At 35.3% G+C, this 23,375-nt stretch carries 24 protein-coding genes and 1 tRNA gene; 8 read left to right on the top strand and 17 right to left on the bottom strand.

The window, feature by feature from the left end:
- Nucleotides 1-4: 4 nt before the first annotated feature.
- Entirely contained in the window at nucleotides 5-343 is a 339-nt protein-coding gene (locus V8G61_RS08100; RefSeq protein ID WP_394875040.1) for a DUF4870 domain-containing protein, read from the bottom strand.
- Between the two features lie 108 nt (nucleotides 344-451).
- Nucleotides 452-1,303 carry a universal stress protein gene (locus tag V8G61_RS08095; protein ID WP_394875039.1) on the bottom strand — a complete coding sequence of 284 codons (852 nt, stop codon included), beginning with the start codon at nucleotides 1,301-1,303 and terminating at the stop codon, nucleotides 452-454.
- A gap of 178 nt (nucleotides 1,304-1,481) precedes the next feature.
- Between V8G61_RS08095 and V8G61_RS08090 the strand changes: the two genes are divergently transcribed.
- Complete coding sequence (locus V8G61_RS08090; RefSeq protein WP_394875038.1) at nucleotides 1,482-2,252, top strand: DUF3108 domain-containing protein; 771 nt, start codon at nucleotides 1,482-1,484, stop codon at nucleotides 2,250-2,252.
- Nucleotides 2,253-2,259: 7 nt separating this feature from the next.
- Nucleotides 2,260-2,646 (top strand): FUSC family protein, encoded by a 387-nt coding sequence (locus V8G61_RS08085; RefSeq protein WP_394875037.1) that lies wholly within the window; start codon nucleotides 2,260-2,262, stop codon nucleotides 2,644-2,646.
- Between the two features lie 25 nt (nucleotides 2,647-2,671).
- Here the strand turns inward: V8G61_RS08085 and V8G61_RS08080 are convergent, their stop codons facing one another.
- The 10 genes from V8G61_RS08080 to V8G61_RS08035 all read right to left on the bottom strand — a co-directional run bounded on the left by V8G61_RS08080 (nucleotide 2,672) and on the right by V8G61_RS08035 (nucleotide 13,268).
- Entirely contained in the window at nucleotides 2,672-3,208 is a 537-nt protein-coding gene (locus V8G61_RS08080) for a thioesterase family protein (RefSeq protein ID WP_394875036.1), read from the bottom strand.
- 171 nt (nucleotides 3,209-3,379) lie between these two features.
- The gene (locus tag V8G61_RS08075) at nucleotides 3,380-4,393 is read right to left on the bottom strand and encodes a DUF3500 domain-containing protein (RefSeq protein ID WP_394875035.1); all 1,014 of its coding nucleotides are present in this window, start codon (nucleotides 4,391-4,393) and stop codon (nucleotides 3,380-3,382) included.
- Between the two features lie 213 nt (nucleotides 4,394-4,606).
- A complete protein-coding gene (locus V8G61_RS08070) occupies nucleotides 4,607-5,392 on the bottom strand; it encodes a DUF6090 family protein (protein ID WP_394875034.1) in 786 nt (261 codons plus the stop codon).
- Between the two features lie 257 nt (nucleotides 5,393-5,649).
- Complete coding sequence (locus V8G61_RS08065; protein ID WP_394875033.1) at nucleotides 5,650-6,768, bottom strand: DUF418 domain-containing protein; 1,119 nt, start codon at nucleotides 6,766-6,768, stop codon at nucleotides 5,650-5,652.
- Nucleotides 6,769-6,924: 156 nt separating this feature from the next.
- Nucleotides 6,925-8,970, bottom strand: coding sequence for an alpha/beta hydrolase domain-containing protein (locus V8G61_RS08060; protein WP_394875032.1), 2,046 nt, complete (start codon nucleotides 8,968-8,970; stop codon nucleotides 6,925-6,927).
- 82 nt (nucleotides 8,971-9,052) lie between these two features.
- Complete coding sequence (locus V8G61_RS08055) at nucleotides 9,053-9,799, bottom strand: DUF6090 family protein (protein WP_394875031.1); 747 nt, start codon at nucleotides 9,797-9,799, stop codon at nucleotides 9,053-9,055.
- 161 nt (nucleotides 9,800-9,960) lie between these two features.
- On the bottom strand, nucleotides 9,961-10,773 hold the full coding sequence (locus V8G61_RS08050; protein ID WP_394875030.1) for a hypothetical protein: 813 nt from the start codon (nucleotides 10,771-10,773) through the stop codon (nucleotides 9,961-9,963).
- A gap of 84 nt (nucleotides 10,774-10,857) precedes the next feature.
- Complete coding sequence (locus V8G61_RS08045; protein WP_394875029.1) at nucleotides 10,858-11,676, bottom strand: CDP-alcohol phosphatidyltransferase family protein; 819 nt, start codon at nucleotides 11,674-11,676, stop codon at nucleotides 10,858-10,860.
- Between the two features lie 314 nt (nucleotides 11,677-11,990).
- Nucleotides 11,991-12,203 carry a putative signal transducing protein gene (locus V8G61_RS08040; protein WP_394875028.1) on the bottom strand — a complete coding sequence of 71 codons (213 nt, stop codon included), beginning with the start codon at nucleotides 12,201-12,203 and terminating at the stop codon, nucleotides 11,991-11,993.
- Nucleotides 12,204-12,458: 255 nt separating this feature from the next.
- On the bottom strand, nucleotides 12,459-13,268 hold the full coding sequence (locus tag V8G61_RS08035; RefSeq protein WP_394875027.1) for a hypothetical protein: 810 nt from the start codon (nucleotides 13,266-13,268) through the stop codon (nucleotides 12,459-12,461).
- A gap of 188 nt (nucleotides 13,269-13,456) precedes the next feature.
- On the opposite strand from V8G61_RS08035, the gene V8G61_RS08030 reads away from it, so the two are divergent.
- Nucleotides 13,457-14,479: a M28 family metallopeptidase gene (locus tag V8G61_RS08030; protein ID WP_394875026.1), complete on the top strand. Its 1,023-nt coding sequence runs from the start codon at nucleotides 13,457-13,459 to the stop codon at nucleotides 14,477-14,479.
- 67 nt (nucleotides 14,480-14,546) lie between these two features.
- Here V8G61_RS08030 and V8G61_RS08025 read toward each other — a convergent pair.
- The 3 genes from V8G61_RS08025 to V8G61_RS08015 all read right to left on the bottom strand — a co-directional run bounded on the left by V8G61_RS08025 (nucleotide 14,547) and on the right by V8G61_RS08015 (nucleotide 16,048).
- A tRNA-His gene (locus tag V8G61_RS08025) sits at nucleotides 14,547-14,622 on the bottom strand.
- Between the two features lie 92 nt (nucleotides 14,623-14,714).
- Complete coding sequence (gene bshB1, locus V8G61_RS08020) at nucleotides 14,715-15,431, bottom strand: bacillithiol biosynthesis deacetylase BshB1 (RefSeq protein ID WP_394875025.1); 717 nt, start codon at nucleotides 15,429-15,431, stop codon at nucleotides 14,715-14,717.
- A 23-nt stretch (nucleotides 15,432-15,454) separates the two neighbouring features.
- Nucleotides 15,455-16,048, bottom strand: coding sequence for a TMEM175 family protein (locus tag V8G61_RS08015; RefSeq protein ID WP_394875024.1), 594 nt, complete (start codon nucleotides 16,046-16,048; stop codon nucleotides 15,455-15,457).
- Nucleotides 16,049-16,169: 121 nt separating this feature from the next.
- On the opposite strand from V8G61_RS08015, the gene V8G61_RS08010 reads away from it, so the two are divergent.
- The 3 genes from V8G61_RS08010 (at nucleotide 16,170) to V8G61_RS08000 (ending at nucleotide 18,277) form a co-directional block, all read left to right on the top strand.
- Nucleotides 16,170-16,835, top strand: a complete 666-nt coding sequence (locus V8G61_RS08010) for an HAD family hydrolase (RefSeq protein ID WP_394875023.1) — start codon at nucleotides 16,170-16,172, stop codon at nucleotides 16,833-16,835.
- A 114-nt stretch (nucleotides 16,836-16,949) separates the two neighbouring features.
- Nucleotides 16,950-17,564, top strand: coding sequence for a SatD family protein (locus tag V8G61_RS08005; protein WP_394875022.1), 615 nt, complete (start codon nucleotides 16,950-16,952; stop codon nucleotides 17,562-17,564).
- Complete coding sequence (locus V8G61_RS08000; protein ID WP_394875021.1) at nucleotides 17,561-18,277, top strand: DUF3307 domain-containing protein; 717 nt, start codon at nucleotides 17,561-17,563, stop codon at nucleotides 18,275-18,277. Before V8G61_RS08005 ends, V8G61_RS08000 begins: the two co-directional genes overlap by 4 nt.
- Here the strand turns inward: V8G61_RS08000 and V8G61_RS07995 are convergent.
- Together V8G61_RS07995 and ccsA are read right to left on the bottom strand one after the other, a co-directional pair.
- Nucleotides 18,274-18,675: a DM13 domain-containing protein gene (locus tag V8G61_RS07995; RefSeq protein WP_394875020.1), complete on the bottom strand. Its 402-nt coding sequence runs from the start codon at nucleotides 18,673-18,675 to the stop codon at nucleotides 18,274-18,276. The genes V8G61_RS08000 and V8G61_RS07995 overlap by 4 nt on opposite strands.
- A gap of 63 nt (nucleotides 18,676-18,738) precedes the next feature.
- Complete coding sequence (ccsA, locus tag V8G61_RS07990) at nucleotides 18,739-21,924, bottom strand: cytochrome c biogenesis protein CcsA (protein WP_394875018.1); 3,186 nt, start codon at nucleotides 21,922-21,924, stop codon at nucleotides 18,739-18,741.
- A 149-nt stretch (nucleotides 21,925-22,073) separates the two neighbouring features.
- On the opposite strand from ccsA, the gene V8G61_RS07985 reads away from it, so the two are divergent.
- On the top strand, nucleotides 22,074-22,832 hold the full coding sequence (locus tag V8G61_RS07985; protein WP_394875017.1) for a Rossmann-like and DUF2520 domain-containing protein: 759 nt from the start codon (nucleotides 22,074-22,076) through the stop codon (nucleotides 22,830-22,832).
- A complete protein-coding gene (locus V8G61_RS07980) occupies nucleotides 22,822-23,352 on the top strand; it encodes a KdsC family phosphatase (RefSeq protein WP_394875016.1) in 531 nt (176 codons plus the stop codon). The genes V8G61_RS07985 and V8G61_RS07980 overlap by 11 nt, the downstream gene beginning before the upstream one ends.
- The last annotated feature ends 23 nt before the right edge of the window (nucleotides 23,353-23,375 follow it).

Genomic DNA, 23,375 nt, shown 5'->3' with positions numbered 1-23,375 from the left:
CTAACTAACTAATAAAATTAAGAGATAAAGGATATTTTGCAATTTCCCCATGGCTTGCTTTTATAGCATTCACAATGGGAAAAACAAAAGATATGATCCCAATGACAATAAGCCCCACAACACCCAATCCAAAAAGGAAAATTAAAGGAATACACAATAAAGCATAAATAAGCATACTTAATTGAAAATTCACAATGTTCTTCCCATGGGTATCCATGGTATATACTTTTTCTTTTTGTGTTAACCATAAAATTAATGGTAACAGCAGGCTCCCAAAGCCAATAACTATAGTAATTAACTGACTTAAATGTGTTAGGACGATAAGTTGGTTGTCTTGTTTCATGATGATGGTTTTATTTTGATTGACAATTATATGACGAAAGGAAAATAAAAATGTTACATGAAAGTTACTGATTTTTTTGATAAGTAACTACTTGAAAATTAGCACATTTTATTTATCTAAATCCCTCTGTTTTAAAACCAGTAAAGGCAGATCGATTTTAAAAGCGAAGGTTTCTACCCGATATTCAGAAAATAAACGGTTCAAAAAACTGTGGGTTTTACTTAACATAACAATAAGTTTTAGTCTATGGGTCTCAGCAAACTCATGAATACCATCGTAGACAGAATCTGTATGTTCCGCGATACGGTTTATGGAAACTTTGTCAAAATGTGTTTTAAAAAAATCTACATTTTGATTTAATGTCATTTCTCCATTATCTGCCTGTATCACATGCATCACATGTAGGTGTGATCTATGGGCTATCAAAAGAGCCTTTAAAAACTTAAAATCTGCCTCGCTATATTTCGACTTAAAGCTGGATGTGAAACCAACGGAATCTAAGGACCGGAATTTACAATTATCCGGGATGACCAAAACTGGAACTTTACAGCGTTTTATAACATGAACCGTATTACTGCCAAACAACATTTTTTTCAAGCCTGAGGCTCCGTGAGTTCCCATAACGATCAGGTCGATGTTATGCTGCTCCGTGATCTGGTTGATAGAATCTACAAAATTGTCGTAATCTACCAGAGAATGAAAGGCATGCTTATTATTTTTATATTCTTTTTTAAGATTAGAAATAAGATTTTCAATTGACTTTTTAGCAGCTCCAACCAAGGTATTGTATAAGGTTGCTGTAGACGGTACAACCAACATATCATCAGAAATAAAAGAGGATGCTTTTTGAATATTTAAAATATAAAACTCACAAATATCATCCTTGAACATACGCATGGCATAATGAATCGCGTTGACGGAGTTGTTAGAAAAATCAGTTGGTAACAATATAGCTTTCATTATTCCGAGAAAATAGGTTCTACGTAAAATTAAAACAGTTCATCACCAGAAAATATGATAATTGTCAGTTCGTCGATTTCTTTTAAAAGGCCAATATTAAATTAGTTTAAAACGGATACGTATTGTATTTTCGGCACAATAAATGATTCGATAAACGTTATAACATAAAATCAAAAACATGCTTCGATCTTTCTTGACCGCACTCTTTTTAAGCATCTCCTTAATGCTTCAGTCTCAAAACGATGCCGTTGGCTATAACGAGACCCTAGTGTATACGGCCTCATACAATATGTCGGGAATTTTAAACGATATTGCTGAAATTAAAATGGAAACGAGTCCGGTTAAAACCTCAAAAGCGACTTTACTTCAATTAAAATGTACCGCAGTAACTTACAGTAAATGGGATAATTTTTTTAAGATACGCGACTTATATGAAAGCTACGTAAGCCCTAAAAGCCTGCTCCCCTATTTGTACAAAAGGGATATCTCTGAAGGTGGGTTTTACAAATACATGAAATACACCTTTAGTCATAAAACGCAAACCGTGAAATCGCAAATGAAAAAGAAGAACGGCTATGAAGAGAATACAAGCGTTTCGATTGGCAGTGACACCAAAGACATCGTTTCTACACTTTATTCCATTCGTCTTATAGATTATAGCACCATGAGCGTTGGTACCGTTAAAACATTTACGATTATTTTTGACAATAAGGAGTTGAAAGGACAATTTAAATATCTCGGTAAAGAAACCATTAGTACGGCATTGGGCAAAAAAAGCTGTTATAAATTAGCTCTGGGATCTCGTAGTACCGATGCTCTAAAAGGAACTAATAGCAACTTTTTATGGCTTACGGCCGATGCTAATAAGATCATTGTTTATGGAAAATTCAATATTCCTGTGGGTACCGGTGAACTACGTATTAAATCAGCCTCAGGCCTAAGAAATTAATATTGTTATGAAAAAGCTTTTTACAATTCTTGCGCTAATTGCGGCCATTTTAGCTATTATTTTAGCTGTATTACCAGTGTCTAACCTTGCTGTTTTCCCCAGTATTGCCGCCCTAGTTTTTGGCTCGCTAGCCTTTTATTTTTCCAAAAAGTCCGGGGAAGTAAAAAAATTGGTGCAGTTTAGTTTTCTACTCACTACAGCCGCTTTGGTATTGGTGATCTATAAGGCCATATTTACAGAAACGGAAGTTAGTAATACCGAAACTCTTGATGCTAAAGAAACACAGTTCAAGGAAGATGCGATAGAGGAGCTTGAAGAGCTTAACATTGAGGAGTTGGACGATATTGATGATCTGGAACTGGATGAAAGTTTCGAGGACATTGAACTGGAATAATAGAGTTATTTCAATCTTGTAGTATTTAACACAAATTGTTCTGTAACATGTCGTAGTCATTTTTGAATAAATTCATGACCTCCTTTGAGGGCGCTTTAATGGTTTTGTCGATCCCACTTTTGATCAAAATCGCCTTTATATTTTGCGCTTTTTTATTTTTCCAAAAGCCTGCTTTTGTAAAACCAATGGCACACAATTGATTGTTTTGTGTGAACGTTTGGCGATGATAAACCCATTTATCGTCGGCTCCTTCAAATATTAAGGTTATTTCAAATTTTTTTAATCTTCGTAAGGGTTTTTTATAGATAATTTTTTGAGATGCTAAAACACCGAACATGCCCTTTTTAATAGTGTTTTCATACAGCTTGGACCGAAAAACTACTTCAAATCGTATTAAATCCATGTAATAAAAATACTTGGAATTAGCCATGAACCTAAAAGCTTCACAGTCCAATAAATTTACCCGCCGTGTTCGTTTAAGATCGGATCCGGGTTTTACTTTTTTCCAGATAAAACGGGATCCAATGAAAATATAGACCACATGTAACCAATAATAAATCATTGTTTTGAAATTTAATTAAGTAGGTTATGCGGATTTTCAAAAAGGCATATAACTTATAGGGATAACCAAGTCAACTTACTGTAATACAATTAAATACAACGACTAAAGTAATAAAAAAGGAAGATTAATTATTGATTTAGTTATTTTTGTTCATCTTTTTCGATCTGAAGTTTAATTTTTATGATGATCAGAGGTTTCGTAATGCTCTTTTATGAGGTCTCTCCCGAAATCACCATTAAAATCTCTCCAAACAGTGTGAATATGATTCGCGTTGTTTTGAGTATTATCGAATTCTATTAAAAAAGATTTCCCCTGAATCCTGTAATAATGCGGTTCTCCACGGTTTAGGCTACCAGCCCAACCAAATCTTATGTCATTCAATTCCTCACGCTTTAATTGCTGCATTCTTTTTACAGCCAAATTTTCTTTAACGGTTGATAGGTATTCCATAATTAAATTTTGAAAAATCTCTTGCTGTGAACTATTCAATGCGTCATAGGGTATTCCTGCAGGAGATAAAGGAATAACTTCAGCTGAATTTTTAGTTACGATATCAGAAAAAGTATTCGCTCGAAATATAGCAAGCTTCCTTTGCTCATCGGAAAGAGCATTTATCAATTTATAACCTAAATCTTCCTCATTGTGTAGTGTACGCTCCCCCTTTCTTGAACCCGATAATACAATTGCCGGATTCGCCCCGAAAAATCTGGGTGCCAAAGTTGTTTTATCATTCAAAATGGTGAAATTTAAAGAAATGTGATGACCCTCAAAGGACCATGACCATAAACTGTCCTTCTCAGGATTTCCATAGAATGCCAAAGCGTATTTATCCGGGTCACGCCTAACAGTATCTCCTGAAATTTCCCTAAGAACATTTTCTAGATCAATAATCTTTTGAACCTTTTTATAACCGGCCTCCGATAGCGAAGCCTGAATAAGATTAAAGGCCAGCTTTTTTTGATTATCATTAAGTTCGTTTAAACGAATACCTTTTCTAGGTCTTGATGTAGCAGGAATATAATGCCAATTGGATTTAGAAAGATCGTTAAATTCTAGCATCATCATACTTCTTTGATCTTGACTTAATGCATTTAAGAATGTAATCGCCGGGTGTTCATTATTATTCATTAAGGATAAATGCACGGTAGCAAAAATTAAGAGTGCTAGTTTAAAAATGTTTGTCATGGTTTTTCTTATTTTAAGGTATGATGAATTTCTCTAATTTATAAGGTCATTCAAAGGGTAGGAAGGGAAACTTGAAAACTAAGATAGGTAAAAAGGAAGAGAATTAATTTTTGACAACAAATTTAAAGGTTTATATGTTAGGAATAAGAGATCATCTAGTCCATGCATTTGGGGCAATAATATGACTAATCTTAATTAAGTTCTTTTGTTTTCCTAGTTCTTTAAATTAAGCTCCTCTTCAATGTCTCCTACAAGCCTAAGCGCCCAACTTTCTTCCCTTTCAAGTCCAATAATACCAATTTCCAATCTTATCGAAAGATTATTTAAATAGTTTTCCAGACTTACATCTCCCCTAATGTCCTGTAGTTGTATAACAGGTCGATTGTCGTCCTTATATCTCTCCAAAGCGTAATCTCCTCCTTGACCATCAAGAGCCATTACCAAATTGTTAAATATTCGGTATTTATTAATCAGGTAAGTGTCGTTGAATGCATTAATAAACCTTTTGGTTTCAGTCACATGTTGCTCAAGACCAATATTAGCGTAATAATTTGATAATTCTTTATTCAGACGATCATTTGTTATATTGTTCAAATACCCTGTACTGGTGGCTATATCAAATGATGTCCTATTAGGGCTTGGAACTGTGAAGTAAATCATAAGATTAAAATCATTAACGAATTGCACGGTATCCTCTAGTGGTTTTGAAGTATCAATCAAATATTCCAAAAGTCTAAGTGCTGCCTTATTTTGTGATGTTTTAAATGCTCTTACACCTTTCAATTCCTGAATATCACTTTCCAAATCCATTTTTATATTCTTTAATAGTATTTTTTCGATGTGCCGATCGTTTTTTTCCACACGCCAAGTATTAAACTGCAGAGCAATCAAAATTCCTATAACGACCAGAATAATTTCACCAATAGCGTATTTCAGGTATTGGCTAATTTTGTTTTTCTGTATAAGATCTTTTCTAAAACGTCTAAAAAACTTGATCATAGTATTAAAATTTATCATGTTTAATTCCGCAATCGGTAACCGCAATCAAAGGTCTGCCGGATCTTTTATTTTGTGTTTCAAAATTACTTTTTGATAAACTAAAGAATATTATCATAGCTTAATGGTTGGTTATGATGAACCATAACAGTCTCTGCTGCGATTAGTTAGGTCTTCAGGAACCTAATTTAACAAATAAAACCACACCCTTGGGAAATCTGAATAATTTTCCGAAATAAGCAAGAAGCAAGCAATCAATTTTATACGCTGTTAGACACCCGTCTTTTTTTAATTGGAAGTAACTTATTATAGGTCAGGCATCTCCATATCCATTCTAATGGCCCAAACTTAAAATAGGTCAGCCAAAACTTACTCAATATTAATTGAATTATAAAAACGAAAATTGCCGAAATGAAAGTATGTGATGGACTTAATGTTTCGTATAGTTTAAATCCGACAGAGGAAAATAATATTAACCCTATTAAACTTTGAAACATATAATTTGTTAATGCCATCCTTCCTACATACTTTAAAGGCGACAAAATTTTCCCCCAATTTGTATGATGCCATATCCAACCAAATAACCATAAGTAAAACAAGCCCATCATTACATCTGATATCACCATTAATTTGATCAAAATTGTTCTATAAAACTCGACTTTATAAATTTCCAGTTTGGTCAACACAAACAAAAACAGAATTCTATAAACGTTCGTAATGAATGTTAACAATAGAATTGGCTTCATTTTTTTTTCTAAAAAAGACTCTAAAGACATATATATCTTATTTTTTCCAAGATAAAGTCCCAGTAAAAACATGGACAAGGCAATTGGGGCTAAAAAACCAAATAACATGGGAATATTTGAAAGGTATTCCATGATTCTCAGTGTGACACCTTGGAAATAAGTGCCATTTTTAATGGTTTGGTTTACAATTTCTCCAGTATAATTACTTAAATAGGTTTCAGGCCGAAAATTTAATAGTTTAAATAGGTGTTCAAAAAGTTGGTCATAAAATGGAAAGAAGAGAAAAAACGCTGATAAGACAAGTATCAACTTATTAGATTTCCTTATGAAAAATGTGGTTAAAAGTCCCAAAATGGCATAAAGATTTAAAACATCTCCAGACCATAATAATATGATGTGTAATGCCCCAAAAAAGAACAAAATAGACATTCTTCTAGCAAAAAAGGAAAATGAAAGTTTATCATTTTCAAACAATTTTAGGGCTTGCATTGATATTCCCAAACCAAATAATAATGAAAATATTGGGAAGAATTTAGTGTAGAAAAAGAGCTTTAAAATAAGCTCGGATATTTGATCAATATTGGAAGTCCATTGTTTTGCAAATTCGTCTTGGTTTAGAAAAGTCGAATTCATTATAACGATGTTTACAACAAAAATACCGAGGATTGCAAATCCTCGGTAAATATCCAATAGTTCAATTCGTTTTGTCGTTTTAGTAGGTTGCTCGTTCAATCTAAGTTTCAGCTTTTGTTCACGTTATTCACAACGTGCATTCGTTTATTATTGAGCTTATCTATTCGTCAGCCAATCCCAATAAGAGGCATTTCTGTTCACTATATCATCTTTGTCTCGCGGTAATACAAATCCTTCTGTTACTAGTGCTTCAATAGCAGTCCTTACCTTTTCCAAAAATTCTTTTTTGTTTTTATACAAGGTTTTGATGGATGGCCTGGGATCGCCATGACTACGTTTTATGTCATCATTTAAAGGAAATGGCAGGAATGTTCCCTGAAAATCTGTAAGTTCTCCATTGCCACCTGCAAAACCCTTACGAAGATTCCATGGTGTGTATGTAGCAAGAGGCACGGTTAACTCAACATTTCTTATACCTCCAATTTCATTACCGTATTTGTCCACTGCTGATACCTTAGGAATATATTGATCTTTAAAAACCGGAGGTTGAAAATCTACAAAACCTAAGTTCCATTTGGGGCCATAATCAACATTGTAGGCGGTTTGAATAACTTTGGGCACCTCCAATCCCGGGATTTCCGGCATATTCAAATCTGTATGGGCAATTAATGTACCCGCAGCATGATTCGGGTAGGTACTATTGGGAGGCGTTTCATGACTGTTCACCCATTGAGTTAGCTTAAATAAAAGGGCTCTATAATTAGGAAAAAAATAAAGAGGGTTTCCCTTGAATAATTCCGTGCTATTTTCTCCCTCGTAATTAGTCGGTGGCCATGGGCCTACAAAATGCTGGCCTGAAGCAATATGGTATATGCGTTCGTTATCTGCTAAAGAGATATCTTTTTGACTATCTGGTGTGGTATGGATTAACGAAGCTGCTCGACCCCAATACTCATATCCGGTATTTACGAAGAAAACCTTGGGCAGATGTTCTTTATTTGCAGCTGCAAACAATCCGTCATTTCTCATTAATAAACTATTGAATTGAGTCGTTGCGCTAAATGGAAATATATCCGTGGGATATAAAAAGGCAGAATAACGATGTCCGTCTCTTGAAGGCTGTGCAAATCGGTGATTGAAACTTCCCATTCCGGCACCTGCCGTTATAACCAACAAGCCGTCATAAGCTTTCAGTCCATTTTCATCTGTATTGAAGTTTTGATATACAAACTTTCTCAAAAATCGTCCTGTTTGTGAAACTCCCGCAGCAAGACCATATTTGGCACTGAACTCGCAGGTCTCATCGTATTTTACATATGAAATGATATCACGGATAGCTGCCATACCAAGTCCGACGACCGGTGGATTTTTACCAACATAAACGAGCTCATAAATGCGACCCGCTTTGAATCCTTCTTTTGAATAAATAAATTCGGAACTTTCTTTGACCTCTGCTTCATTTATTGTCGCAAATTGCCATTGGTCCCGTGGAACGGTAATCCGTTCATCATCCCGACCCGTCCTGTAGGTCAAAATATTTCGGGGATCATTCTTAAGGGCTACCGGATATCCCTCCAGAGTTCGATGTCCTAGCCTTAGTTGGCTTGTATCTTTATCAACGGTCCAGTCACTTCGAACCAATCCAAATATCTCAGAGCCATCCAATGCTTTCGCTATAGGAACATGAAGTTTTAATCCCGGCTTTGGCACATCAAACTGCCAGCCTATCCAAATGATCGTAAACCCTTCATCCATCAGAAAATTATCTCCAAAATCTTCAGGTTTATTTACATCCAGATCAGCACTCACTGCTCTGTTAAAGTATCTGGGAGTAAACTTACCTCCGCGGTTGCTCACTTCTACCAACGCTACACCGTTACTTTTCGTAATGTCTATAGGCCTTAGTACAATAAGTTCAGACCATGCTTCAATTTTACCATTCGAATTTCTTTCAGCTAAAAGTATGTCCGTTATTCGACTGTTAGCATAATTCGCTGGATCAAATTCGAAATAGACCCTACCTTTAATCAATTCATAGGCGGTACCCGAGGAAAATACCTTGCCATTAAGAACTTGTTCTCTAGAATCGATCTTCACTCGAGTAACATGACCAAATGTAGAAATACAATGAAAGGAGCAAATAATAAAGAGTAATAATCTTAAATTAAAGCGGTTTGTAAGTATCAGAAATGTTTTTATCATAGTAGCATAAAAATTTATTGAATGTACAACAATGTAAGTAAGCCTGAAATAGCAATTCCTTATAGCCATAGTTGTGCTTTCGTTATTTATTTTCTTTTAATTCAGATTTAATTATACTCTCCATTTCATTTATATCTTCTATAACTTGTAATAATCTGTTGCGTGTGTTTTTTTCGGTATAAATTTTAATATTAAATGCACTTTCGGCGCTAAGGATAGCTTCTATTGGACTAATATGTTTATCTAATTCCATTTTGATTTCATTTTGAGTTTTCAATCGCGATATGAATTGCCCAATTCCTTTCTCACCGTACCTAAAAAGACCGTCTAGATAAACCTTCAAGTTTCCATTATTTACGGTGGTCCAAAAGTCAATTTTACTTTTATGAGTAATTAGTTTATTTCGTAAAGTTTCCGGAATAATCTTAATATCTCCAGTAGATTGTAAGGTCTCCATTGTGTTGAACCGAAAATAAAGATATGGAGTTACATTCTCAACTTTATTCAGGGCTTCTACGGCATCATTAACATTTAAATTCCCCTTTTCATATAATTGTGTATAGGTCTCATACGAAATAATACTCGAATCTAATTGAGTAATTGTTTTTGCTGAATAGATTTTTTGCTCATCCAAATCCTTGAGGATTTGCTCGTAATAGGTTTTTAATAAGTTGTGTTCTTTTCTTTTTTCATTCCAATTATTTACTTGTAATGCTATTAAAATCCCTATCACTACAAGAGCTATTTCACCTAAAGCATATTTTAGGTAGTTAAAGGTTTTGCCCTCTGAAAGTAAATTTTGCCTAATTTTTCTAAAGAATTTTATCATTGGTTAGTGGTTGGTTATAATAAAGCACAACGTTTATGTATAAGATTAGAGGCGTTGTAAAGCAACTAATTTAGTAAATACAAATCGAATAGAAAATCCGGATGATTTTCATAAATAGAATTGCGCTAACAAATTTATTCAAATCGTTTTAGGCACCGTTTTTAATTTTCAATCCAACTATAAAAATTGATATTATTCCAACCGTAAATAGCGATAGATACTCCAGAATTTGCTTCGATGTTTTCTGCAGCATATGCATTCAATATGTTAGCTAAAGTGTCAAATTGGGCAGAGTCTGTGTACTTGTAATATTTTGAAGGATGATTGACCCAATGTCCAACCGTTGTTTCCGGGTAAGGTATTCTCCCCTCTCCTTCAAATACAAATTCTGTGAAATCAGGATTTTGCCCTATGATTGCTGAAAAATCTGTGTAAATATTCGTGTTATTCGTATTGGTTCCGCAAACATAGGCAAATGAATTTTCAGGAATCCGAAAAGTGTTATTGTATAATGAGGTTGTAAACTTATTTTCTATAAGTGTAACCGATATTTTTTGTTCGTTAATGGCAACGGAATACTTATCAATGACAATTCCATTTAAGAAAGTGAGTTTACTTATGTTTTCAGGTAGATCTATAGAGGCTGTTGCAGGTCCGAGAGCCGTTAAACAGATATCGGGTTCAATGATTTGCTCAAATCTTACTATGAGTTCGTTCCCATTTATAAATTCTGTTGTTGATAATTGGTAGTTGATGCAAGGGTATATTTTAGAGCTAATTAATTTTAGTTTTAATACCGGTTCTTGACTTTCGTTAGTTGTATAAATTTCTTCAGCCATAAAATTTATTTCTGTATCGATAGCATTCTCTGTGATATATTCGGCATAATCAGGATCAGTAATAAGGCCATCATTATTAGAACTACAGGCTATAAAAGCAAATTCAATTAAAACAAAGATTAATAATCTTTTCATAAAAACTGTTTTAAGTATAGATGGTATTTTTCGCGTTTGGTTGCGTCGAAGGATGCTCCACATTTGGTGTATAAAGCTCAGGTGCTATGGTTTTATATGCATTGTGGTGTTGTGTTTTTTATCTTTCTCTTTCGGTTCTTGAAAGAAAAACTTTCTAATACCAATAAACACAAAAACCATAAGGGTGTACACTAAAAAGAATGGTAAAATAATGGCTTTTAAATCTAATACAAGCAATACTGCAAAAATGAGTAGTTGGAAACCCAACCCAAACGTAGAAACACTTGTCATAAACCAATTTGGCAAAACTTTTCCTTTATCTGCATTACTATCTAAGGCATAAATGGTTTTATCAAAAGCACCATAAAACAGTTTATACAAACCAAAAAGGATGTTCACATACTTTTGCATTTCGCCTTCTAATGCTATTGGTGTTTTGTTTTCAAACACACGACTGGTAGTATCGCCATCAAATTTATTTCTTAAAATAACATAGTAATAATTATAAAGCGTGCCTTGCAATTGAAAGCCTATGAATGCTAAAAGGCAGATCCAAATGTTAGTATTTGTAATATACCAGATAGAAATAAAAAATAAAGCATTTAATAGAATATCTGCTACAGAATCTAAATAACGACCCGTATACGATGGTTTTTGTTTTACGCGGGCCAATTCACCATCTGCTGCATCTAAAATTGACTTCATAATTAAAAAACATGCGGCTAGCCAATAATAACCTTGGATAATACAATAAATGGCAATGAAGCCGGATATAATAAATCCAATAGTGACGTGAATAGGAGTGACAGCAGTATTCTTTAAGGAGTTTGCAATAACTTTAGCTATTGGTCTTCCATAGTCTGAAAGATCAACAAATTTATTCTCTTTGGGTAATTTGGACATATAATGTTATAACAATCCTTTTATTGGAAAATACCAAGAAGAGCTTAAAGATAAGGTTAAATAATAACTTGTGAATTGGTTTTAGGAAGTAAATAGATTGAATAAGGAGTGTTCCATTTTTATATTATACTGAGTACCGTCTGATTACTTTGTCATTTTTATACTTAATGATTGAAATTATGCAGCCATTCTTCAGGACGGATCAGGCTTTTGCAGTGGCTAAAATAAGGAAGACCATACGATGAAAAACTTTGTTTCAAAATTAGCTTAATATCACTTGTTTTTTAACTCAGTTCTTTGTTGTAGGTAGCTTTTTAATTATTTTCTATTTCATTCATTATTTTTTTGACTCTTTCTAAATCTAAAGTTTGTACTTGAAGTTCAATTTCAAATGTTGGTATATAATTCATTAATTGTGTCGTCAGCTCATTTTTCAGGTAACATTCAATTCCCTCTGATTCTAAGCGACTTTTAAGTACCAATAAATCAGTCTCGTGGCGCGATGTTTTGATAGTGATTAAACTCATGGTTTTATTTATTTATTAAAATCTGTAAATTCTTTGTTATATAAACTTATTTGAAGTCAATTTAGGAACTATTTTTTATATTAAATCCTTTTTTTTAGGACGGGACAAAATTACCTGCAACGGTTTGAATATGGTGCGTGCCTCACTTTATTCAATAAGTTTCTTTGGTTCATGTAGTTTCAATTTTACTAATTCTTTTTTAAAGTGCTACTAACCGCGGCATGCACTATATTTTTTGTTATGCGCAGTACTTTATTAATCTGATTTTAATTCTGATTCAAGCCAATCGTATAAAATCTTCATATTCACATCTGAAAAACTATCTGAATCAATTTCGTTAATTAACCAATCTAAAATTAATTCACAACATATTTTTAGTTGGTCTACATAGCAGGAGTCTTTTAAAATATATTGTTTTGTAATAGAATCTATAGTTGCATTTTTTTTGAAAGTTTCTTTAGTTTCAGCATTAACAATATCAAATGCAGGATATTTAGGATATCGACTTTTAATAAATTTGAGATTGTCTGAATAGGTTCCTCCAAGAATAAATGTTTGAATTAACATTTGTCCGTTAAGCTCGTTTCCTTTTAATGAAATCATATGGGTCAATTTATTTCTAAATAGATTCCACATTTTTCTAATCTCTTGAGGATTCTCTTTATTAAAACCTAAATCTATTGGAGAGTCTTTGACTAGTTCAGTAAATGCTTCAGTTTCATTTATTTCACCAATTCTAGGTTTTTTAAAATACTTCTTTATCCTTTTCCAGTCTTCACTATTTCTCTCCTTAATTAAAGTTTTCAGTTCTTCATATTCTTCAATGTGCCCTTTCTCAATTATTTTCTTATTACCATTTTTCAAAATTGTATATATTTTGGATAATAAATTCAATAAGGCAAAAAGTGAAATTGCACTTACAAAAGTTCCTTTACCCAAATTGAAAGTCTTAATTTCTTTATTTCTCTCTGAATTTAAATATATATACGAATAGTTATCCTTAATAATCAGATCGGCATTTTTTAAAACTTCTTTTATTCTCTTTTTTACAATATTAGGATCCATTTAAATTTGTATTGCGCATAACTCGTTATATACAACTAAATATACACCTTTTTGGGGTCTATTCTCCGGATAACAGGGATTTCAGTCCAACTTATAACCCCAATACACTACATAACAATGTTAAAATAGCCTGAAATAGACATCCCGTTTCTCTAACTTTTTGTATTATCGTTAAAAAATTCTAAACTATGAAAAAATTAATGTCGCTGGCTGTCACCTTTTTCTTTATTCAGGCGTCCTTCGCGCAGCTTAATACCATTGAAAAAAGAGATGTTGCCACCACCTATGCCAACAGTATTCAGGCTTCCAACCTGAAGGACCTACTTTATATTTTCGCTTCTGATGACTTTCAAGGTCGGAAGACCGGTGAACCCGGACAGAAAAAAGCGGTGAACTTTCTTAAAGAAAAGTATATGGAATATGGTGTGCCCTCCGCTTTTGGTGATAGCAACTATTTTCAAATCGTCCCAAAAAAATTTTTAAAAAATAAGTATAACGACTCCGAGAATGTTTTAGCTTTTATTAAAGGAACGGAAAAACCTGAAGAGGTTATTGTCATTTCAGCGCATTTGGATCATGAAGGTGTCTCAAAAAATGGTGACATTTATAATGGCGCTGATGACGATGGTTCCGGAACGATCGCCATTCTGGAAATTGCCCGAGCCTTTAAAAAAGCGATCCACGATGGCTTTCGTCCAAAACGATCTATTCTATTCTTACACGTTACCGGTGAAGAAATAGGCCTTTATGGTTCGGAATACTATACTGAAAATCCAGTATTTCCCTTGGAAAATACGGTTACCAATCTCAATATCGATATGATCGGGCGTGTTGATCCAAAGCATGAAGGGAAACCTAACTATTTATATCTTATTGGCTCTGATCGATTGAGTATGGAATTACACAATATTTCCGAAATGGTTAATAAGAAGTATACCCTATTAGATTTCGACTACACTTATAATGAAAAGAACGATCCCAACCGTTTTTACTACCGTTCGGACCATTACCATTTTGCAAAGAACAATATTCCGGTGATCTTTTATTTTAATGGGACACACGCCGATTACCACCGCCCGACGGATACCCCGGAAAAGATCAATTATGAGTTTTACGAAACACGTACGCGGCTTATTTTTCACACTGCCTGGGTTCTGGCAAATCGTGAGGATCGGGTAAAACTAAATGGTACGGATATCAAATCAAATTAATATTATTTACTCCCTGAACAACACAAAAAAAGCCTTTCAAAACGTATTTTGAAAGGCTTGTATTTTTGGGTGGAAGATCGGTCTCGAACCGACGACCTCCTGAACCACAATCAGGCGCTCTAACCAACTGAGCTACAACCACCATGTTGATCGCATATTAAATGCGAGTGCAAATGTAAATGATTTCGACGGTATCTACAAAGACTTTTTTAATATTTTAGATTGAAAAACGGAACTATTTCAGGTTGCCTAAACGATCTACAGCCACATAGCGCTCTACTGTATAACCTTCAGCATATTCCACACCTACCAGACGTCCCAGATCACGCGCTCTGTAACGAATGCTATCTGTAAAGTTCTTACTGGATATTGGTGTTTCAGGATCCGTACTATCGGGGTTGTAGAACTGGGTCTCAAAAGCCAAAACAGCCTTCATTTTTATATCCATGAAATCGGAAACATCCACAACAAAATCGGGTTTCAGGTTTTTCCACTGAATGTAGTGGTATACCTGTTTCGGGCGCCAGGCTTCCTGAGCCGCATTTTCATGCTTTGTTTCAATTTTGGCTAAACCACTTAAAAAACAGGCATCACTAATTAATTTACTGCCTTTGCCATGATCGATATGTCGGTCTTCTACCGCATTGCATAGCACAATATCCGGCCGATACTGCCTGATCTTTTCAATTAAAGCTAATTGATGTGTTTTATCGTTCGTAAAGAAACCATCAGCAAATTCCATGTTTTCCCGAAAAGAAACCCCTAAAATTTCAGCACTACGGTTCGATTCTTTATCACGGGTCTCTGCGGTTCCTCGGGTTCCCAGTTCTCCCCGGGTTAAATCGATGATACCAACGGTTTTTCCATGGGCAATTTCTTTAGCAATGGTAGCACCACAACCTAGTTCCACATCATCCGGATGCGCTCCAATAGCAAGAATATCTACTTTCATAAGTGTTTTTTAGGTTTAAAAACTTAAACTGTTTTATGATTGTTTTTGAGTCTTTTTTCAATTCGTTTATCTGGTATGAGCCATATTACAGCAACGATAACAAAAATAATTCCGCTAATCCATACCTTAAAAAATGATGATGATATACCCAAAAGATAAAGTATCATGGATGCCTTTCCTTTTAAATCTTTCCCTAAAGCCTGTGCTAAAATAGAATGCTTACCATGACTCTTTATAATGGTTAGCTGTAATATGTGATAAGCTATGGCTGCAAAAAGTAATATAGTTGCATATAAGAATACTGAGGCAGAAGTAAAATGATTTTCGCCCACCCAACCTGTTGAAAAAGGAATAAGGGACAGCCAAAACAATAAATGCATATTAGCCCATAGAATGCCACCGGTAACATGCTGCACGGTTTGCATCACATGATGGTGGTTGTTCCAATAAATAGCGATAAAAATAAAACTGAGTAAATAACTACCAAAAACAGGAATTAAAGGCATTAAGTCGGCAAATGAGCCACCGTGCGGTACTTTAAGTTCCAAAACCATAATGGTAATAATAATGGCCAAAACACCATCGGTAAAAGCTTCTATGCGTCCTCTTGTCATCATAAAGGTTTAACAGATATCAAAATTACAATTATTATTCTAAATTTATTTGAAAAGCTAAAAGCTAAACATAGTTTGTTTTTAAGAAGTCTATCAATTAAATTATCTTCGCAAAAAATATGCTATGGTAAAAGCTGTGATTTTTGATATGGATGGGGTGATCATAAATAGCGAACCCCTACACCGAAAGGCCTATAATCAAATGTTTGAGAATTTTAAGATTCAGGTTCCCGATGCTCTTTATGAATCTTTCACAGGGCAATCCACCATTAATATTTGCAAACGCTTAGTGGATCATTTTAAACTGCCGGAAGATCCCGAAACCATGGTAGCCTTAAAACGGAAGTATTTTGACGACCTCTTTAATAATGATAAAACCTTCGACCTTATTGATGGCGTGCGAAAACTTATTGAACACTATCACGAGAAAGGGCTTACGCTGGTTTTAGGTTCGTCTGCCTCCAGAGCCGGTATCGAACGTATTTTTGATCGTTTTCAGCTTAACCCTTATTTTAAAGCCAAGCTTAGTGGTGCCGAACTGAAAGCTTCAAAACCGCATCCAGAAATTTTCGTTAAAGCCGCCGAGGCCAGTGGGTATGATATTTCAGAATGTGTTGTTATTGAAGACTCTACCAACGGTATCATCGCTGCTAAGGCTGCCGGAATTTTTAGTGTGGCTTACGATAGCTTTCATTCTAAAAATCAGGATTATTCAGAAGCCAATTTAGTGATTACTGATTTTGAAGCCATTTACGTGGATGCGCTTCAAGAACACTTTAAAAAGCGCTAAAACATTAATAATCTGTTTTTTTAACGATATGATAAAATATCTGGTTTTAAGAGGATATTTAAATATATCTGTTTTTTAGCAGATATTTTTGTATCTTTGTTTTCAAGTAAAGTTTTGAAGACTAAAACGATGACCAGTATCATTACAGGAGACATTATTAATTCAAGAGCAGAACATCCGGAAAAATGGCTGACTGCACTTAAAAAGACCCTAGCGTTTTTTGGTGACTCCCCAAAACACTGGGAAATTTACAGAGGTGACAGTTTTCAACTGGAAGTTCTTCCGGAAAAAGCCCTATTTGCCTGCATTTTAATAAAAGCTACCATAAAACAATTTAAAGGTATGGATGTCCGCATGGCCATTGGAATTGGAGAGAAAACCTATGATGCCAAAAAGATCACTGAATCGAATGGTCCTGCTTTTGAAAACTCAGGAACTTGTTTTGAAGACATGAAAAACAAAACCTTGGCTATAAAATCTAACCATGAGGCTTTTAATAATGCCTTAAACACCATGCTGGGATTAGCCCTTTTAACCATGGACAGTTGGACTAAAACCTCATCGGAAATCATCAAAACAACCCTTCAGAAACCTGAATTGGATCAAAATGATATCGCGAAACTTTTAGGGAAATCACAAAGCAATATTAGTGAGGGTCTAAAACGCGCAGGGTTTGATGCCATTTCAAAATTATTAGGTTACTACGAATCCCAAGTTCAAAAACTATGATCAGTCTTTTTATCAAACTATTTTTAGCGCATGTCATTGGCGATTTTATTTTTCAACCCGAAAAATGGGTCAACCACAAACAAGAGCACAAACTGAGATCAAAGTTTTTATATGTGCATATCCTTGTGCATCTTATGGCACTTTTAATTGTACTGCAATTTGATAAGCGTTATTGGCTTGGCATACTCATTATTCTAATCTCACATTTCATCATCGACGTTATTAAGCTATTTTTAAATTCGAAATTTAATCAACGCTGGCTATTCGCCCTAGATCAACTGGCCCATATCCTGGTTATAGCTTACGTAATCACCTTGTATCACGAGGTTAGCTGGGATTTACAAATGCTGTTTAAACCTGAAGTTCTTCTTGTTATTACAGGAATCTTATGCGTCACCAAGGTTTCTTCTATTATCATGAAAATTTTTATTTCAAAATGGGATCTAAGCGCCCTGTCGAATGGTGATTCCTTAGAACAGGCCGGAGCATATATAGGCATGTTGGAACGGCTTTTTGTTTTTGCATTTATAATAACCAATCACTGGGAAGGCGTGGGTTTTTTGATCGCTGCAAAATCCGTATTCCGGTTTGGAGACCTGTCGAATGCCAAAGACAGGAAACTCACGGAATACATTTTAATAGGTACCCTGCTTAGCTTTGGTTTAGCTATAGCATTTGGCCTACTCTATTTATATCTTTTTGGTATAATTTAATTTTTAGTTAATTCGGCATGACCGAAATTAACACTAAAATCCACACACCATACCATAACGAACTTGTAGGTATCTAGATCAACATTTTCAGGAAGATTATATTCATAATTACCTTCAAGCCCTTTAAGGTCGCCCAGACTTATAAATGTAATAGCATTTGTATTTGTAGCCAGATACATCTCTAAAACAGGGCCGTCATCTGATTTGAAGTTTTCAATACTAAGAATGCTTTTATTTTGATCCACCGTAACTTTCCCCATGGTTGGGTGAGCAACAGATACAAAATCACCCGAATAACTAACCATGTCGGACATGGTATCGGGAGCTTCAAGCAAATTTTCTGAAGAACAGGAAAAAAGGAATAAGGAGAACACAAAAATAAATAGGGAAACACGCATAATTCATAGGATTAAGTTAATTATTAGGTAAATTTGGTGATGGTAATTTAGACAATTATATTCTTATTTCCTAAAATACTTCGCGTAACCACGATACGACACAACCCCTAATAAAGCCACAATAGCACAGGCAATTCCAATGAATTTTAAGCTTACAATTTGATCTCCACTAGCATAACTATGCAAGCCTGATAAATAGAAATTCACTCCAAAATAGGTCATCATAATACTTGAAAAAGCTATGATCGCCATGAGGTTAAAGAACCATCGCCCGCGAAGTCCGGGAATAATCCGCATATGCAATACAAAGGCATAGATCATAATACTTATAAGCGCCCAGGTTTCTTTAGGATCCCATCCCCAATAGCGCCCCCAGCTTTCATTGGCCCACATACCTCCTAAAAAGTTTCCAATGGTGAGCATAACCAAACCAACCGTTAAAGCCATTTCGGTAATAATAGTAAGTTCTTTGATGTTCAGATCCATTTTCAGCTTGTTCTTTTTGGTTGTGAAGGCCATTAATAACAATGACACCACACCTAAAATCAAGCCCAAAGTAAAGGGACCATAACTAGCCACAATTACAGCCACATGGATCATGAGCCAATAACTGTTCAATACCGGTTGTAAATTTGCAATAGCAGGATCCATCCAGTTCCAATGTGCTACCATTAAAATTATGGAAGCCACAAAAGCAGTTGCTGCAATGGTAAGATCACTTTTTCTGCCAAAGGCCAGACCAAAGAACATCGTGGCCCAGGCCACATAAATAATCGATTCGTAAGCGTCACTCCACGGGGCATGACCGGAAATATACCACCTCGCGATCAAGCCGGCCGTATGCAGCAGAAATAGCCCTAGAATGATAAATTTGAATACCGTAACGCCTCCATTAATGATCTTGTTTTTATCATTGAAAATCTGAACAATCAATAGAATAAACATCAAGGTTCCGGCATACATATACCAACTGAACAATTTTTTAAAAATGTCGTACTTATTGTATAGTATCTCAGTCTCAATCTTTTTATCACTCAGCATCACTTCGCTACCGTATTTGTGCTGTGTTTTTTTGATGGCTTCCAAAAGTTTTTCCGGCTGTGAGAAATCACCGGATTTCTTCGATTGATTCAAAGTATAGAGATAAGCAGAGAACCCACTGTTTATAAAATTCGAATACAGCGAATCTTTAATTTTATAATCACCAGTTCGATAATCATAAGTGGAAATCCATTTATTATTATCATCCCCAGGAACCGGGAATATTTTGAGAGACATCCCCTCAACGGTATTAAATAACAGATTTACCCGCTGGTTGGTTTCTTTGAATTCTTTTTGAAATGCATTAGGAACTTGTGCACGATAGGCTTCATCCAAGAACGGTCCGAGTTTATATTGTCCGCGATTGGTGAAAAAATCGGCCAGTGTCGCATATTTTTGTGTTTTTGGTATGCCGATTATTGAGCGAATAGAATCGTCTTTTTTGGCCTTTAAATAAATAACCGGGACATTATACCACAACTGCGGATTTTCCTGCATGGATAAAAGTACCTGATTGGCATTAAAACCTTCATAAGTATCACTTTTACTCAGTTTTCGCAACAGCTCTGAGGCATACGTATTTACGGGCATCATACGCCCACTAAGATCCTGGATAACCATTTGCCCAAACTGGTCAGCGTGTTTTGCCGGCGTCATATTGGCTTTTAAGATCGAATCGATCTGCACTTTCGTAGGCGCCGTATGATTATGACCATCGCCTTCAAAATGATCCTGTGCCTGAACTTGCAGCGCAAAACAGAGTAATACGACCGGAAGTAATTTTGCTTTTTTAGTTTTAACCTTTTCCAGCATACGTTTGAGATCACCAAAACGAGATCCTTTAACAAATAAGATCAACATGAGTCCGGTGTATAGTAAAATATACCCTAAATAAGTAAAAAAGGTACCCCAGAAATCATGATTAACAGAAAGTACTGTTCCTTTTTCATCCGGATCGAAACTGGACTGAAAAAAGCGATAACCTTGATGATCCAGAACATGATTCATATAAATCTTATAATCGAAATTACCCTCAAGAGAATCCAATACAGTAATTTTACTTGAATAGGACGAATAGCCTTTCTCGGTGCCAGGATAACGTTCGGCTTCAAAATCATTAAGTTTAATAGAAAAGGGTAATTCTAAAACTTTCGAGCCATAGTCGAAAGTAAAATCGAGCCCTCCTACGCGAATCTCCTTATAATTTCCAACGGTGCCTTTACCTCCAATAACACCAACGGTTTTCGTTTCTCCGCCGGTTGTAATTTGAAGTTTAACACCATCCTTATCATTTTTAAGAATCTTTGATTTTTTTACGACATCGAATTTACCTTTTACCACCGATTTCGGGAATACCAATTGGGTGTTTCCTATGATGTAACGTGATCTCAAATATAAAGGCTGCACACTATCTTTTACCAATTTACCCTGTGCCTGCGTCGCCATGGTAAGGTACTCCCCTTCAAAAGGCGATTGGATGGTTAAAGAATCTCCTTGAGAAATTATATTAACAGCGCCTTCAGTTGGCTTGTTCAGGGCATACAGAATATTGTGAATACTTTGAACTTCACCTAATTTCAAAAAATGATTATGCGGAGCTCCACCACTCGACTCTACAACTTTTAAATAAGATTCTCCAGAATCATCCGGAATAATATCTTCTTCCGCGCCAGCGATAAAATCAACCAATTTGATACTTACAGGCTGCTTGTTGTAGTCTGTTTTAATTTCAAATTCATTATCTAAACGTGAGGAAAAATCAACCTCACTCTCAAGAACCCGTCGCTGGTTTACGCCATTAACGGTATAATCACCATCGATAAACGTGGTTACATAGGTTTTCTGTGAATAGAAGGTGTTTTCGGTAGCACCTTCTCTTATGGCCATCATACCCTCGAAGCCAATATACCGGGTGATGAAGGCCCCAAATAATATGAGTATAAAAGCAAGATGAAAGATCAGGGTCGACCACTTTTCTTTCCTATAAAGTCGAAATCGAACAATATTTCCAGCAAAATTGATCACAAAAAATACCATAATAGCTTCAAACCACCAGTTATTGTAAATCAAAGTTCGTGTAAATGCTGTTGGCGACTGATCTGCTCCGGCGTCCAGGAAGGTTCCGGCAGCCATAGCCGCGGCAAAAAGAATAAATAAAACAGCTGTAAGTCGTGTAGAGAAGAGAATCTTAGCTAGTTTTTCCTGCATAATCATAGCCCTTTTTTGGGTTCTGCAAATTTAAGGATTAAACTTTATTTAATGGTGTTAAAGTAATCTAAAAAAGTAGTGTTTTTATTTAAAGATGTAATTTTGGACCACAATATGATTATGTCACAATTCATTAGTATTTTAGCAGTATGATTTCAGTTGTATTACTTGGAGCCGGTAACGTGGGCACACATTTTTTTAAAGCTATTGAAAGTACCGAAGATGTGAAGGTTACCCAATGGTACAGTCGCAATCTGGAGCGTATTAAAGGTTACGGGAACAAAACCATTGTTACAGACGACTTGTCGCAACTGGTTGAAGCCGACCTGTATATCCTCGCCGTAAGTGATGATGCCGTTGGAAAATTATCTTCTAAACTTCCATTTGAAAATAGATTGGTGGTGCACACTTCGGGCAGTGTGAATGTGTATGATCTGGATAAAAAAAACAAGCGTGGGGTTTTATATCCGTTACAAACATTCAGTAGTCATGCTGAAATGGATTTCAATAATGTTCCGATATGCATTGAAACGCTCGACAAAAAAAGTTATCCACTTTTAAAAGCTGTAGCCACCAGTTTGGGAAGCCCTACAAAACGCGTGAATAGTGATCAACGCAGGGTACTTCATTTGGCTGCCGTTTTTGTAAATAATTTTACAAATCAACTATATCGCATCAGTCATGAAATAACAGAAAGTGAAGCTGCAGAATTTGATCTCTTAAAGCCCTTGATCATGGAAACCGCAAAAAAAGTACAGACCCTTTCACCCTACATGGCACAAACTGGTCCGGCAAAACGACGAGATAAAAAAACAATAGAAAAGCATCTGGAGCTGTTAAATAATCCGGAACATAAAGCCATTTATAAACTCTTAACTAAATCAATTCAACACACCCATGGAAGATAAAAGTTACAAGGAATATTTAGAACACATTACGACCTTTATTTTAGATGTTGATGGCGTTTTAACGAATGGAAATGTTACTATTCTAAGCAATGGCGACTTACTGCGAACCATGAACATTAAAGATGGTTATGCGCTGAAAACGGCTTTAAATAATGGCTATCATATCTGTATTATCTCAGGAGGAAGTAATGAAGGTGTACGTTTAAGATTGAATGGCCTAGGCGTTCAAGATGTGTTTTTAGGGGTCCACGATAAAATGAGTTGTATGGAGGATTATTTAAAAACCAATAACTTAAAATCAGAGAATGTGCTATATATGGGTGATGATATTCCTGATATTGAAGTCATGCAGCGGGTAGGTTTACCATGTTGTCCGCAAGATGCTGTGCCGGAAATCAAGGCTATTTCAAAATATATATCCCACAAAAAAGGTGGCAAAGGCGCCGTACGTGATGTGATCCAACAAGTTATGAAAGTTCAGGGTAAATGGGCTGTTGACTACAATGCGAAATACGACTAATTTCATTATTAAATTCCTCTAGG

Origin of the sequence: Gaetbulibacter sp. M240 (genome assembly GCF_043876815.1) — a bacterium.
Classification (GTDB): domain Bacteria; phylum Bacteroidota; class Bacteroidia; order Flavobacteriales; family Flavobacteriaceae; genus Gaetbulibacter_A.
The sequence above is the reverse complement of the archived record's forward strand: the minus strand, read 5'-3'. Positions and strand labels throughout refer to the sequence as shown.

What these genes read in the sequence shown, in the direction of transcription:
- V8G61_RS08080 (WP_394875036.1), bottom strand. Translation starts at nt 3,208, where the DNA reads ATGATTTATTATTGGTTACATGTGGTCTATATTTTCATTGGATCCCGT.
- V8G61_RS08030 (WP_394875026.1), top strand. Translation starts at nt 13,457, where the DNA reads ATGAAAAAATTAATGTCGCTGGCTGTCACCTTTTTCTTTATTCAGGCG.
- V8G61_RS08090 (WP_394875038.1), top strand. Translation starts at nt 1,482, where the DNA reads ATGCTTCGATCTTTCTTGACCGCACTCTTTTTAAGCATCTCCTTAATG.
- V8G61_RS08100 (WP_394875040.1), bottom strand. Translation starts at nt 343, where the DNA reads ATGAAACAAGACAACCAACTTATCGTCCTAACACATTTAAGTCAGTTA.
- V8G61_RS08065 (WP_394875033.1), bottom strand. Translation starts at nt 6,768, where the DNA reads ATGAATTCGACTTTTCTAAACCAAGACGAATTTGCAAAACAATGGACT.
- V8G61_RS08000 (WP_394875021.1), top strand. Translation starts at nt 17,561, where the DNA reads ATGATCAGTCTTTTTATCAAACTATTTTTAGCGCATGTCATTGGCGAT.
- ccsA (WP_394875018.1), bottom strand. Translation starts at nt 21,924, where the DNA reads ATGCAGGAAAAACTAGCTAAGATTCTCTTCTCTACACGACTTACAGCT.
- V8G61_RS08010 (WP_394875023.1), top strand. Translation starts at nt 16,170, where the DNA reads ATGGTAAAAGCTGTGATTTTTGATATGGATGGGGTGATCATAAATAGC.
- V8G61_RS08050 (WP_394875030.1), bottom strand. Translation starts at nt 10,773, where the DNA reads ATGAAAAGATTATTAATCTTTGTTTTAATTGAATTTGCTTTTATAGCC.
- V8G61_RS08040 (WP_394875028.1), bottom strand. Translation starts at nt 12,203, where the DNA reads ATGAGTTTAATCACTATCAAAACATCGCGCCACGAGACTGATTTATTG.
- V8G61_RS08055 (WP_394875031.1), bottom strand. Translation starts at nt 9,799, where the DNA reads ATGATAAAATTCTTTAGAAAAATTAGGCAAAATTTACTTTCAGAGGGC.
- V8G61_RS07985 (WP_394875017.1), top strand. Translation starts at nt 22,074, where the DNA reads ATGATTTCAGTTGTATTACTTGGAGCCGGTAACGTGGGCACACATTTT.
- V8G61_RS08095 (WP_394875039.1), bottom strand. Translation starts at nt 1,303, where the DNA reads ATGAAAGCTATATTGTTACCAACTGATTTTTCTAACAACTCCGTCAAC.
- V8G61_RS08070 (WP_394875034.1), bottom strand. Translation starts at nt 5,392, where the DNA reads ATGATCAAGTTTTTTAGACGTTTTAGAAAAGATCTTATACAGAAAAAC.
- V8G61_RS07980 (WP_394875016.1), top strand. Translation starts at nt 22,822, where the DNA reads ATGGAAGATAAAAGTTACAAGGAATATTTAGAACACATTACGACCTTT.
- V8G61_RS08075 (WP_394875035.1), bottom strand. Translation starts at nt 4,393, where the DNA reads ATGACAAACATTTTTAAACTAGCACTCTTAATTTTTGCTACCGTGCAT.
- V8G61_RS08035 (WP_394875027.1), bottom strand. Translation starts at nt 13,268, where the DNA reads ATGGATCCTAATATTGTAAAAAAGAGAATAAAAGAAGTTTTAAAAAAT.
- bshB1 (WP_394875025.1), bottom strand. Translation starts at nt 15,431, where the DNA reads ATGAAAGTAGATATTCTTGCTATTGGAGCGCATCCGGATGATGTGGAA.
- V8G61_RS08060 (WP_394875032.1), bottom strand. Translation starts at nt 8,970, where the DNA reads ATGATAAAAACATTTCTGATACTTACAAACCGCTTTAATTTAAGATTA.
- V8G61_RS07995 (WP_394875020.1), bottom strand. Translation starts at nt 18,675, where the DNA reads ATGCGTGTTTCCCTATTTATTTTTGTGTTCTCCTTATTCCTTTTTTCC.
- V8G61_RS08085 (WP_394875037.1), top strand. Translation starts at nt 2,260, where the DNA reads ATGAAAAAGCTTTTTACAATTCTTGCGCTAATTGCGGCCATTTTAGCT.
- V8G61_RS08015 (WP_394875024.1), bottom strand. Translation starts at nt 16,048, where the DNA reads ATGATGACAAGAGGACGCATAGAAGCTTTTACCGATGGTGTTTTGGCC.
- V8G61_RS08045 (WP_394875029.1), bottom strand. Translation starts at nt 11,676, where the DNA reads ATGTCCAAATTACCCAAAGAGAATAAATTTGTTGATCTTTCAGACTAT.